The sequence below is a fragment of the Pseudomonas sp. 22082 genome (genome assembly GCF_052046055.1).
Taxonomy (GTDB): Bacteria; Pseudomonadota; Gammaproteobacteria; order Pseudomonadales; family Pseudomonadaceae; genus Aquipseudomonas; species Aquipseudomonas pharyngis.
This window is the reverse complement of record NZ_JBQEQB010000010.1, coordinates 85,573-98,527: the sequence shown is the minus strand read 5'-3', so window position 1 is coordinate 98,527 and position 12,955 is coordinate 85,573. Positions and strand designations below refer to the sequence as shown.

The following is a 12,955-nucleotide window of genomic DNA, read 5'->3' as shown; positions in this document are numbered from 1 at the left end:
AAACACGCGAAAGAATACTGAAAGGTTAGCGAAAGGTTGGGCCGTTAGAGTCGTTTCACCGAAGGTCCCGACTGCCGACCTTCGCCGTTTTGCCTGTTCATACACCGTAGTTTCAAAACGTAGCTCTCGAAAAACGCCTCGATGCGTTTTCGCCAATAAGAACAATAACGAGGTACTGCACCATGCTGTCCACACAGCTTCAGGTTGACCCGTTTCATTCTTCCTTTCGAATTTCCCCGTTTTCGCTTGTCAGCGCCATCGTCGGCTGCGCGGCGTTCAACCCGTCCGGGTCTGAGCCTGTCAGCCTGCGCGCGCGAAACCGCCGCACCTGAAACATCCCCAAAAACAACAACTCCCGTGGAGACACTCATGAACCGATCCCTGCGCCGTTTCGCCCTCGCTGCCGGTTGCGTGCTGTTCGCCGGCCAACTGATGGCCGAACCGAAACGCCCCGAATGCATTGCCCCGGCCTCCCCCGGTGGCGGTTTCGACCTGACCTGCAAACTGGCGCAAAGCGCGCTGGTCAACGAAAAACTGCTGACCAAACCGATGCGCGTGACCTACATGCCCGGTGGCGTCGGTGCGGTGGCGTACAACGCCGTTGTGGCGCAGCGTCCGGCCGATGCCGGCACGCTGGTGGCGTGGTCCAGCGGATCGCTGTTGAACTTGGCCCAGGGCAAGTTCGGTCGGTTCGATGAAACCAACGTGCGCTGGCTGGCGGCAGTCGGCACCAGCTACGGCGCCATCGCGGTGAAAAGCGATTCGCCCTACAAAACCCTCGATGATCTCGTGCAGGCGCTGAAGAAAGATCCGAGTTCCGTGGTCATTGGCTCCGGCGGCACCGTTGGCAGCCAGGACTGGATGCAGACTGCGCTGATCGCCAAAGCCGCCGGGATCAACCCGCGCGACCTGCGCTACGTCGCCCTCGAAGGGGGCGGCGAGATCGCCACCGCCCTGCTCGGCGGTCATATCCAGGTCGGCAGTACCGACATTTCCGACTCCATGCCGCATATCCAGAGCGGCGACATGCGCCTGCTGGCCGTGTTTGCCGAGAAACGCCTGGACGAGCCGGAAATGAAGGACATTCCTACCGCGCGCGAACAAGGCTACGACATCGTCTGGCCGGTGGTGCGCGGTTTCTACCTCGGGCCGAAAGTCAGCGATGAAGACTACGCCTGGTGGAAAGACTCCTTCGACAAACTCCTGGCCTCCGACGACTTCGCCAAGCTGCGCGATCAGCGTGAGCTGTTCCCGTTCGCCATGACCGGTCCCGAGCTGGACACCTACGTCAAGAAACAGGTGGCGGACTACAAGGTGCTGGCCAAAGAGTTCGGCCTGATTCAGTGATCGTCTCTGTCTAGCGTCCATGGCCCTCTCACCGGGGCCATGGCAGGAGTTCCCTCATGCTTATTCAACGCATTTTTGCCTCGGTGCTTTTGCTGGCCTGTGCCGGCCTGGCACTGATGGCGTGGCCGTATCAGGCGGCTTTTTCCTACGAACCGGTGGGCCCTCGGGCGTTTCCATTGCTGATGCTCGGCCTGATGGGCCTGGCGCTGCTGTACATGGTGTTCCGCCCGGCACCGATCAAACACAGCGAGGACGAACCGCCGCTGGATCGCGAAACCCTGACCAAGATCGCGATCTGCGTCGCCTTGCTGCTGGTGTTCGCCGGTTTGTTCGAACCGCTGGGCTTCATCCTCAGCAGCATTCTGATCGGCATCCCGATGGCGCGCCTGTATGGCGGGCGCTGGGTGCCCAGCGTCATTGTCACGACGCTGATGGCGATTGGTTTGTACGTGTTGTTCGACCGCGTGATGGACGTTCCGCTGCCCCTCGGCCTGCTCGACGTTCTGGAGAACTGATATGGATACTCTCGGTTATTTGGGTCAGGGCTTCGGCGTCGCGCTGAGTCCGTACAACCTGGTCACGGCCCTGACCGGCACGCTGATCGGCACCGTGGTCGGTCTGTTGCCGGGCCTGGGCCCGATCAATGGTGTGGCGTTGCTGATCCCGATCGCGTTCGCCCTCGGACTGCCGCCGGAATCGGCACTGATCCTGTTGGCGGCGGTCTATCTGGGCTGCGAATACGGCGGCCGGATCAGCTCGATCCTGCTGAACATTCCGGGCGAAGCCTCCACCGTGATGACCACCCTCGACGGTTACCCGATGGCCCGCAAAGGCCTGGCCGGCGTGGCGCTGTCGTTGTCGGCATGGAGTTCGTTCATCGGCGCCTTCATCGCCACCTGCGGCATGGTGCTGTTCGCCCCGCTACTCGCGAAATGGGCGATTGCCTTCGGTCCGGCGGAATACTTCGTGTTGATGGTGTTCGCAATTGTCTGTCTCGGCGGCATGGCCGGTGACCGACCGCTGAAGACTTTCATTGCGGCGTTGATCGGCCTGTTCCTGTCCAGCGTCGGCATCGACGCCAACAGCGGCGTTTACCGTTTCACCGGCGACAACATTCACCTGACTGACGGCATTCAGTTCGTGGTGCTGGTACTGGGCCTGTTCTCGGTCAGCGAAATCCTCCTGCTGCTGGAAAAAACCCATCGCGGCCAGGAAGCGGTGAAAGCCACCGGGCGGATGATGTTCAACTTCAAGGAAGCAGCGTCGGTGTTCGTGGTGAACATCCGTTGCGGCCTGCTCGGTTTCATCATGGGCGTGTTGCCGGGTGCCGGCGCGACCCTGGCCAGCGCCGTGGCCTACATGACCGAGAAACGCATCGCCGGCGCCAGCGGCAAGTTTGGTCAGGGCGACGCCCGCGGCCTCGCCGCACCGGAAACCGCCATCGGTGCCTCCGCTTGCGGCGCGCTGGTGCCGATGCTGACCCTCGGCGTTCCGGGTTCGGGCACCACGGCGGTGATGATCGGCGCCCTGTCGCTGTACAACATCACCCCCGGCCCGCTGCTGTTCCAGCAACAGCCGGACATCGTCTGGGGCCTGATCGCTTCGCTGTTCATCGCCAACATCATGCTGGTGATCCTGAACATCCCGATGATCCGCATCTTCACCCGTATCCTCGCCGTGCCGAACTGGGCTCTGGTGCCGGTCATCGCGATCATCACCGGGATCGGTGTGTACGCCGTGCATGCAACCACGTTCGACCTGTTCCTGATGGTCGGCATCGGCATCTTCGGCTACATCCTGCGCAAACTGGATTTCCCGCTGTCGCCAGTCCTGCTGGGGTTCATCCTCGGCGGGCTGATGGAGCAGAACCTGCGCCGGGCGCTGTCGATTTCCAACGGTGCGCTGGAAATCCTCTGGTCGAGTCCGATCACCTTCGGCGTCTGGGTGTTGACTGCCATCATGTTGCTGATGCCGCTGCTGCGCATCTGGCGCAAACGCTCGGCCGCGCAACGCGCCGTTGCCGATGTCTGATCGGCTCTCCCTCAAAACCTGGTGGGGAACCCCGCTGGTCGGTCTGCTTGGCGGCTACATCGCCAGCCAGATCGGCTGGCCGCTGCCGTGGATGGTCGGCTCGTTGCTGGCGATCATCCTGGTGCGCTGCCTGACCCCGTGGCAATTGACCGAAATCCCTGGCGGCCGCAAGTGCGGCCAGTGGATCGTCGGGATCGGCATCGGCCTGCATTTCACCCCGCTGGTGATGGAGCAGGTGCTCGGCCACTTCGGTCTGATCTTCTTCGGCGCGCTGGTCACCAGCCTCTCGGCGGTGGTCGGCGTGTGGCTGATGCGCCGCACCGGCGAGGATCGCGCCACGGCATTTTTCTCCAGCATGCCCGGCGGCTCCGGGGAGATGGTCAACCTCGGCGCCCGCAACGGCGCGCTGCTCAGCCATGTCGCGGCCGGGCAGAGTCTGCGGGTGTTGGTGGTGGTGTTGTGTGTTCCGGCGGCGTTCAAATATCTGCTGGGTGACGGCACCCCGATTTCACACGCCGGCAGCGTCGATTGGCGCTGGCTGGCGATTCTTTTTCCGGCGGGCGGCCTACTCGCCTGGCTCTGGCAACGTCTGCGTCAACCCAACCCTTGGCTGTTCGGTCCGCTGCTGGTCAGCGCGGCGGTGAGCATCGGCTGGGACCTGCACATCGGCCTGCCCAATGGCGGCAGCCAGATCGGCCAGTGGTTGATCGGCAGTGGGCTGGGTTGTCACTTCAACCGCCAGTTCTTCCGCCGCGCCCCGTCGTTCATGGGGCGCACATTGATCGGCACGGCGCTGACCATGTTGATCGCGACACTGGCGGCGTTGGGATTGAGTGCGCTGACCCATCTGGACCTGCGCTCGCTGACGTTGGGCATGATGCCCGGCGGCATTGCAGAGATGAGCCTGACGGCAGAGACCCTGCAACTGTCGGTGCCGCTGGTGACGGCAATGCAGGTGATGCGGCTGCTGTTCGTGTTGTTTCTGGCGGAACCGTTGTTCAAATACTGGAACCGTAATCCCGAAGCCTGAGCCGGTTATTGATCGTTCCCACGCGGACGGTTCGACGCCTCGACGTGGGAACGAAATTAGCCGCCAGCCCTGAACGTCAGACCACCGACGGCAGGCGCCACTCGATCGGCGCTTCGCCATTCTGCTCCAGGAATTTATTGGTGCGGCTGAAATGCCCGCAACCGAGAAAGCCGCGATAGGCCGACAGCGGCGACGGGTGCACTGAGGTCAGCACCAGATGTTTGGTGGCATCGATCAGCTTCTGCTTGCTCTGCGCATGGGCGCCCCAGAGCATGAACACCAGATGCGGCTGTTTCTGGCTGACCACTTCAATGATCCGATCCGTGAAGAACTGCCAGCCCTTGTCCTTGTGCGCATTGGCGTTGGCGCGCTCGACGGTCATGGTGGTGTTGAGCATCAGCACACCCTGATCGGCCCAGCTCTGCAGATAGCCGTGATTGGGGATGTCGATGTTCAGGTCGCGCTTCAACTCTTTATAGATGTTGACCAGCGATGGCGGCGCCGGCACGCCCGGTTGCACCGAAAAGCACAAGCCATGGGCCTGGCCCGGGCCGTGGTACGGGTCCTGGCCGAGGATGACCACTTTCACCTTGTCCAGCGGCGTCGAGTTCAACGCGTTGAAGATCATCGGTCCCGGCGGATAGATTTCCTTGCCGGCCGCCCGCTCCTGCTGCAGAAAAGTGCGCAACTCTGCCATGTAGGGCTGGTCGAATTCGGCACGCAGTGCCTCCTTCCAGCTCGGTTCGAGTTTGATACGGTCGTCAGCAGTCATGGTCATACCCGGCAAAAACAATGGGGCGAACCCTAGGAAAGCCGACCACGCTTGTCAATTGATCTGACGCAGATCCGGCACTTTCCCACACAGCGATCATACTGATCGTTCAAATTCCCGATCGAGGTCACGATGAATCTGCACTTCGAAGAACTCACCGGCACCGACGGCGCGCGCATCGGCGTGGCCACGCTGGATGCCGAAAAGTCGCTCAATGCGCTGTCCCTGCCGATGATCCACGCCCTGAGTGACAGACTGAACGCCTGGGCCAAGGATCCGCAAATCGTCTGCGTGCTACTGCGCGGCAACGGCGCCAAGGCCTTCTGCGCTGGCGGCGAAGTGCGCAGCCTGGTGGAAGCCTGTCGCGCCCATCCCGGCGAGGTGCCGCCGCTGGCCGCCCAGTTTTTCAACGCTGAATACCACCTGGACTACAGCCTGCACACCTATCCGAAACCGTTGATCTGCTGGGGACACGGATATGTGCTGGGCGGTGGCATGGGCCTCTTGCAAGGCGCGAGCATCCGGATCGTCACGCCGAGCAGTCGTCTGGCGATGCCGGAAATCAGCATCGGCCTGTACCCGGATGTCGGCGCCAGTTGGTTCCTCTCGCGGCTGCCGGGCAAGCTCGGTTTGTTCCTTGGCTTGACCGGCGCGCACATGAACGGTCGCGATGCGATTGATCTGGACCTGGCCGACCGCTTCCTGCTCGACGAACAGCAGCAGGAATTGATCGACGGCTTGTTGCAGTTGAACTGGCAGGAACAGACCGCCATGCAGCTCAACAGCCTGCTCAAGGCACTGCAGCAGGAAGCCGTGGCGCAGATGCCTGAGGCGCAATGGCTGCCGCGTCGGCAGCAGATCGATGAATGGCTGGATGTCAGCGACGTGATCTGCGCCTGGAAAGCCATCAGCCTGCATCGCGACAGCAGCGACCCGTTGATTGCCCGTGCGGCGAAAACCATGAGCGAAGGTTCGCCGCTTACCGCGCATCTGGTCTGGGAACAGATCATCCGCGCCCGCCACATGTCGCTGGCCGAAGTCTTTCAGATGGAATACACCCTGAGCCTCAATTGCTGCCGGCATCCGGAATTCAGCGAAGGGGTCCGGGCGCGGCTGATCGACAAGGATCAAAAACCGCACTGGCACTGGCCGGACATCGCCCGGGTGCCGGACGCGGTGGTCGAGGCGCACTTTCACAAGGTCTGGGAGGGGCGGCATCCGTTGGCGGATCTGTCGCAATACTAAAACCGATAATTGCCCGCGATGGCAGTCTCTTGAGCTCTGTCGCGGGAAGTTTGAGCCAGTTGCAAAACTATCTGCGATCAAACATTCAACTCGTAAAACGCGATTATTTCCTTCATTGCCCGCAACGCCTCTTCATCATTTCTCGGCAAGATATCCTCTACGTCCCGCAACGGAGGTAGAGGGTGCAAAAGCTCAGCGAGTTGATTCGCCGTGTAATTTTCAACAGCTCCCTCTTCTCCTTGAACGCTGATGAAGCTGATAGCGGCATTGCCTCCTGAAAAGTGTTCGGAGACACGAATCTTTGGCGACATGCCATAACTGACTACGATGACGAGATCATCCCGTTCACGGTGGAACTTTAGATGGTCAATGGACAGTCCGACTTCTGAAAAGTCTATACCGTCAGTTCCGCCACCGGCATTGACTACCAGATCTCGTCCGAGACCATCATATTTATACACATCATTACCCCCGCCACCGGACAAAGTGTCATTGCCCTGCCCACCGTAAAGCACATCATCGCCAGAGCCACCGCAAAGCAGATCATCGCCTTGCATCCCTCTTATTTCACCAGCGCCTCTGAGGGTGTCATTACCGCGACCGCCCACGAGGGGGAGAAAACGGTTGTCTCGAAAGGACTTAACCTGAGTAGCGTCCTGAACGTTGATGCCGTGATGATAAGTATCGGGAGCGATGCCTAATCGGCTAACGAGATCTTTAAAACTGATGCTCGACCCGTCAGAAAACCTCACCCGTTCAATACCGGAACCACCGATGTCATCCGGATTGGGCAAAACGATTCGTACTTTTTGAGTTCCGCCCCATTCGATATCGAGTGTGGTGTACAACATCTGGGCCCGAGGCGGTTGACGATGAGCGCTACGTGGTGGGGCGGGTGAAAGTTCGATATTTACCGTCTCAACCAACACAGCGCCCCAGGTTAGCTTCAACTTATCTGGTTTCGCCTCTTCCGGAAGAACGACTGTATCAATATCAAGCGCACCAAACTCTTCATGCCACCCAGAGGCTCCAACCTCGGGGCGCAAAAAAACAGGGTCAAGAACGTCGGCAATAATGGTGGTTGCGCCATCATGCGCTTCAACTATGTAAGTGTCGGGACCGTTTTCGCCGTAAAGCCAATCTTCTCCCGGCCCACTGATCAAATAATCGGCACCCGCGGAGCCGAGCAGTGTGTCGTTGCCTGCGCCAGCCGATAAAAATGCGCCTGGGATCCTGTCGTTCACCCCGCCGTACTCAAGCACTGAACCAGCATAGGTAACCACCAAGTCATCTCCTGCACCGCCATGAAAGAGATTTCCCACTTCGAGATTTACCCTGCCGCCAGCGTCATTACCCTGAACAATCTTATGCTTGATCGTTTGGGTCGCAGAACTCCAGCGAAACGCTTTACGAACAGTTTCATGATTTTCAAAACTGCCAGCGGGATACACATACCAACCCTTAATGGCGCCCGAGTGGTCTATATCTTCGACTACAGCATCACCCACGTTGAACGAGAACCCCGAATAACTGGAGCCAGATGGGTAATATTTTGGCTTTTGTTTCGGTAATTGCGCAGTTTCAGCTTTTACAAACTTGAACGTGGTTTTCGTTGCAGAAATTGACTGCCTTTCAGTCACCACGGCGTCAGCGGCAATCGCTCCCATCCACTCAGGTGTCTTGGAAAAGACCCCGGCTTCAACGTCCTCATGGATCAATTCGGCGCTGATGGCATAACCACTTTCGTCGGTAGCAATATGACTTCTAACCCAAACACCCTGATCGTTCAGTGCAAATCCTGATGCCTGCCTGTCCGCTGAGCGCTTTGCTTTCAGTTCCGAAAGAAAAAGGCTATCCCAGTCGATGTGACGACTGGTTTCACTACCTTCCCTCTCAGTAGAAGCGGCTAAGTCATCGGGCAGTGTCTGGACGACTGCTTCGCTCTCAATGTCCTGCATTTTTCCGGCATCGGGCACCGTAGCAATTGTCGCGGACGGATCTCTTACATCTACCGGTTGCACCGTTAATTTGATTACATCCTGGAAATTCAGGATCACGCCGTCGCTGAACCTGAACGTCGAACCTGCCCACTTTTCATGGTGAAGAATCAGAAGCGCGTCACCAATACCATTCGACAGCCGCAACGCCGTGCCTACATCAAGATTGACGATCTTGACCTGCAAGTTCTCCGCAGAAAATCCATAACCAAAACTTACGACATTGTTGCCACCTGTATCGGTAACAACATCCAGTCCATCGCCCACTCCGAAGTAGAAAACATCGTTACCCTGCATCCCTTCCAGATAATCGTTGCCGGCACCACCCTCAAACACGTTATCGCCAGGGCCGCCGCGCAAATAATCGACTCCCTCCCCGCCAACCAGCGTGTCGTTTCCGCCACCGCCCAGCAAAGTGTCGTTGCCTGAACCGCCGTCAAGATAATCGGCGCCATGATCCGCTTCGGATGTTTGCTCGTAGTCCCCCATCAAAAAGTCATCATCGGCACCGCCCAAAAGCGTATCGGCGCCCAAACCACCCCAGAGCGTATCGTTTCCTGAATTACCTTGAATGTGGTCATCGTTGGTTCCGCCCGTTTGCAAGTTGGGCTCATCGCCATCCAGAGCGTCGGCGCCTGCCCCGCCTATCAGAGTGTCCGAACCACCCAAGCCACGGAGTGTGTCGTCACCCGCACCGCCATCGAGATAATCATCACCGTGGTAACGAATTGGGTGCTCATGGTAATCACCAACCAATTCGTCGTTACCGCTGCCACCGAAAAGCGAATCACCGGCACCGCCGCCCCAAAGGGTGTCATTTCCCTCGCCGCCATCCAGAAAATCACTTCCGAAAAAGTCTGCGGCAACACCCGAAACGCCTCGCAGCACCTCGTCATCACCTTTCAGCACATCATCGCCGCTGCCGCCGTACAACACATCGCTACCACCGTTTCCGGCAAGGGAGTCATCGCCACTGCCACCCGCCAACAAATCGTTGCCATGATGGCGACTGTCGAGACCGCCACCCCAATCCAGGTTGTCTCCTTGCAATGTGTCATTGCCACTCCCGCCAGCCAGCGTGTCATTACCCTCTTCGCCGCACAGCGTGTCGTCGTCACTTCCTCCATCGAGCAGGTCATCTCCTCTGCCGCCAATAATAAAATCCCGGCCACCCTGCCCATAGAGGATGTCGTCACCGCCCTCGGTGGGACTATTCAATGAAAATTTGTCAAAGACGCTACGCATGCTGATGACGCCATCACTGAGTGGAACGTCGATGCGCTTGACTGTCCAATTTTGCTCATGTGCACCGGTTGTTTGATCACCGGACAAATTGTCATCACCTGCTCCCCCAATCAGCGTGTCTCGACCGTTGCCGCCGAGCAGCACGTCTCGCGAGGCAGTGCCGACAAGCAGGTCATCACCCTGCCCACCATCCAGCCAGTCGCCACGGCTGGCCTTTCCCTTTGTTGCATCGGCAAAGGCATTTTCCAGCGTCGACTGCTTGTCACCGAATAAACGGTCATTGCCGTCCTTGCCGAACAATCGATCAGACCCGCCAAGACCAACGATGAGGTCATCCTTCGGTGATCCATAAAGCAGGTCGGCTTTGTTCCTCTGCTTAACATTGGGCAAATGCACGGCGTTGCCCAACTCATCGTAAGAAGGCTGATCTCCGCGAACATTTGGGTCGTTATCTTTAACTTTCCAGTCGCCTTGAAGGACCAGGTCGGGGACGGAGAGGGTCTGGCTTTGGTAATCAGGAAGATCAATGCCGAGCATCCCTGGCTTGAAATTCTTTACGACGATGAGATCACTCAGTCCGTATTTAATGTTCAGCGTGTTTTCAGCCAGATCTTCAATGAGCGTCAAGCTGATGGCTCGATCTTCCGTAAGCCAGATATTGCTGAGCGGAGCACTGCGTTCGAGAGGTGGGATCGGAAGTCCATTTATCAGCAACGCGCCCCCAACGTCCGCATCAAAAATTTCGTCGACTCCATCTCCGCTGGAGAACTCGTATTGATCGTTACCCGGCCCGCCAGTGAGAGAGTCGTTACCCTTACCACCCACCAAAACATCATCACCAACCATCCCGTGCAACGCGTCATTCCCATCGCCTCCACTCAAAAAGTCGTTACCGCGAGCCCCCTGGATAAAATCATTACCGGAAAGTCCGCTGATTGAATCGTTGCCGCCACCGCCGTAAAGATGATCGGTATTCGTTCCGCCACCAAATGATCGTCCGCCGTCATCACCAAACATGACCAGAGGGTTTGAGACGCCTGTGGTCATCGGGGCCTGTTTGCCTGAAGCCAAATCCGAATAGGAAAAGGTCTGGACGGTGTTTCGACCGAACGATCCATTGGTTCGGGAAATCAGCCGGGCCAGCATTTCAGAACGATCGGCAAGCCACTGCCCAGTGATGAAACCCTCCCCCGTTTCGGGATCGTAAAGCTCCAGTTCGCGTCCGGAAAAACCGTCGGCCCGCTCAATCACGATTTCGCTTAGTTGCTTGAGGGAATTGCGTAACGCGGCGCCGATTGGCGTTGCCTGACTGGCCAACGTTGCCCAGTCCTTGGCACTGCCATACTCGCCAATGGTTCTGGTAACGATACTTTGCGATTGAGCCGGAGAAAGTGCGGAGAAAAATGTGTAGGCGTTGGCGGCGAAGGTTTCGTCGGTGGTAGGCGTGGCGGCCGTGTTTCCGTCGTAGGTTCGCCTGAGCATGTCAAAGAAATCATTCAGGTTATATCGCAATATCAGACTGACAATGGGTGAGATGGGCGTACCTTTCACCACATGCTGAATCAGCGGATTGATGCTGCCACTGGCAAGAGCGATGTTTATCTGTTCGGGCAGGACTGAAAACAGGCTTTCAACCATATTCGACCCGAAGTTTTTAATCACTGCCTGCAATGCAACACTGTATGAGTCCACGGAAAACAGAATATTCTTTAGGTCATCGAGCCTATTGAACTTGGCGAGGTCATGATTACCTTTGGTGTGGGAATCCGGATCACCGGCGGAGATCAATCGCCAGGTTTCATAGGGTCTTTCTCCACCCAGCAGGCTAAAGCCGATTGTTCCAGACCATCCCGCATTACGACTGGTAGCTGTATCAATGTCACCAACATCTTCACGAAATAATACTTTACCAATAGCGCTCGCATCGATTGCTGCAATTTGGCTTATGGAGGGCACAGCCCATGGCGCCAAATCATGTTCAACGGACCCTTTTATCAGCGCGTTCATGAAATTGACAGCCACCTGATTAGATGACTCTTGCATCTTGAAATCGCTAAACTTTTTATTTAGCCTCAACTCCCCCTGCCGCAGGGTGTAGGCTCGGATCAACGTAGAGTAAGCGCCCATCCCGCCATTCGCATCAATTGCTACATCGAGCCAGAGTTTGGCATTTTTAAAAATGCCCATTACGTTCTCATCGAACGCAGAACAATCTAAAAACTTTTCACCCAAAATATTTGACAATGCGCGGTAAAGTACAGCACAGTTTCGCCCCTCTACCGCCACAGCACGATACTCTTGCCGCTCGACATTGAATTCCATCCCATCACAAACATTTGCAGCCTGCAAAATTGCCGTCTTTTCCAAATCGCTGAATATATAAGTCACATTTACTTCCCTGTAATAATTGAACGTGAAAGATAGTCACTAACAGACTTAAGCGCTTCAGGAGCACCCCGTAATCCTTCTGTACCCAAATGTATACGGCCATCCCCACCTGCAAAGTCAAAACTATGCAACTCGACCGTACAGTACGCACGCAAACTGCCAAACTCCAAATTCTCCAACTGTTCCTTATTCATTTTCAGAAGATATGCTTTACTCAAACCACTGGCCGAAGCTTTAGATTCTGGCGAATTTAAACCATCACAATTTATCGTCCGTGGTGTTCCATCACGCCGGCGCCAGTCGTGCATAACAAACGTTCGAACAGAGAATTCATTTTTGATACTGGGTGGTGATGCGGTAAGCCAAAGTTCCAGGCCTGGGTAGTTCTTCAGCTTTACAACCAGCTCATCCGGCCAATCCCCATGCCGTCCGCCCATATTGTGCGGTTCCGTGGTATCCCTTCTGGTGTAAAGCCTGGCGGTAACGTGGTAATGCGTCCAGCTGGTGGGTGGTTCTACCCCAAGAGTTTCATACACAGGAACCAGTTCTTTTCCCGTCCACCAGAATGACCCATCAAGAAGATCGGCAATACAGGAACCGTCGCTCCTTAATGTCGATCCAAAATAGAACCCGGGAATCCTTGTACGATCCAGCAGGCTGCCGCCAAGTATCGGGACCTGCTCCATACCCGCCAGCTTCCTGCTGCATTCCCCTTGTTTCTTCTGATAAATCTCCCGCGCCTCTGCGGCCTCCTCCCATCGGATACAGAAATCAACGACCCAATAACAGATCGCTAGTAACACTCCATATTTAATCCCCCTTCTGCACTGGCGAAAAACTTCCTTGCGAGACATCTTAAGCATTTCAAATCTCCATTTTAAAATGACCAATCACATCACT

9 protein-coding genes are annotated in these 12,955 nt (G+C 56.9%); 5 read left to right on the top strand and 4 right to left on the bottom strand.

What is annotated here, in order from left to right:
- Positions 1–44 precede the first annotated feature (44 nt).
- The gene (locus ACTJK9_RS13965) at positions 45–371 is read right to left on the bottom strand and encodes a hypothetical protein (protein WP_440814423.1); all 327 of its coding nucleotides are present in this window, start codon (positions 369–371) and stop codon (positions 45–47) included.
- Here ACTJK9_RS13965 and ACTJK9_RS13960 point away from each other — a divergent pair.
- The 4 genes from ACTJK9_RS13960 to ACTJK9_RS13945 are packed head-to-tail and all read left to right on the top strand — an operon-like array spanning position 370 to position 4,408.
- Positions 370–1,347: a Bug family tripartite tricarboxylate transporter substrate binding protein gene (locus ACTJK9_RS13960; RefSeq protein WP_039772690.1), complete on the top strand. Its 978-nt coding sequence runs from the start codon at positions 370–372 to the stop codon at positions 1,345–1,347. The two genes, ACTJK9_RS13965 and ACTJK9_RS13960, sit on opposite strands and share 2 nt — an antisense overlap.
- 56 nt (positions 1,348–1,403) lie before the next feature.
- On the top strand, positions 1,404–1,862 hold the full coding sequence (locus ACTJK9_RS13955) for a tripartite tricarboxylate transporter TctB family protein (RefSeq protein WP_039772692.1): 459 nt from the start codon (positions 1,404–1,406) through the stop codon (positions 1,860–1,862).
- A 1-nt stretch (position 1,863) separates the two neighbouring features.
- Positions 1,864–3,378 (top strand): tripartite tricarboxylate transporter permease, encoded by a 1,515-nt coding sequence (locus ACTJK9_RS13950; protein ID WP_039772694.1) that lies wholly within the window; start codon positions 1,864–1,866, stop codon positions 3,376–3,378.
- The gene (locus tag ACTJK9_RS13945) at positions 3,371–4,408 is read left to right on the top strand and encodes an AbrB family transcriptional regulator (protein WP_103386824.1); all 1,038 of its coding nucleotides are present in this window, start codon (positions 3,371–3,373) and stop codon (positions 4,406–4,408) included. Before ACTJK9_RS13950 ends, ACTJK9_RS13945 begins: the two co-directional genes overlap by 8 nt.
- Positions 4,409–4,484: 76 nt before the next feature.
- Here ACTJK9_RS13945 and ung read toward each other — a convergent pair whose 3' ends face one another.
- Positions 4,485–5,180 (bottom strand): uracil-DNA glycosylase, encoded by a 696-nt coding sequence (gene ung, locus ACTJK9_RS13940; RefSeq protein WP_064384152.1) that lies wholly within the window; start codon positions 5,178–5,180, stop codon positions 4,485–4,487.
- Positions 5,181–5,312: 132 nt separating this feature from the next.
- Here ung and ACTJK9_RS13935 point away from each other — a divergent pair, with 132 nt between their 5' ends.
- Complete coding sequence (locus ACTJK9_RS13935) at positions 5,313–6,425, top strand: enoyl-CoA hydratase/isomerase family protein (RefSeq protein WP_085611617.1); 1,113 nt, start codon at positions 5,313–5,315, stop codon at positions 6,423–6,425.
- A gap of 77 nt (positions 6,426–6,502) precedes the next feature.
- Here ACTJK9_RS13935 and ACTJK9_RS13930 read toward each other — a convergent pair whose 3' ends face one another.
- Positions 6,503–12,055: a calcium-binding protein gene (locus ACTJK9_RS13930; protein WP_440814419.1), complete on the bottom strand. Its 5,553-nt coding sequence runs from the start codon at positions 12,053–12,055 to the stop codon at positions 6,503–6,505.
- A gap of 2 nt (positions 12,056–12,057) precedes the next feature.
- Entirely contained in the window at positions 12,058–12,918 is an 861-nt protein-coding gene (locus tag ACTJK9_RS13925) for a hypothetical protein (RefSeq protein ID WP_085611619.1), read from the bottom strand.
- Positions 12,919–12,955 lie beyond the last annotated feature (37 nt).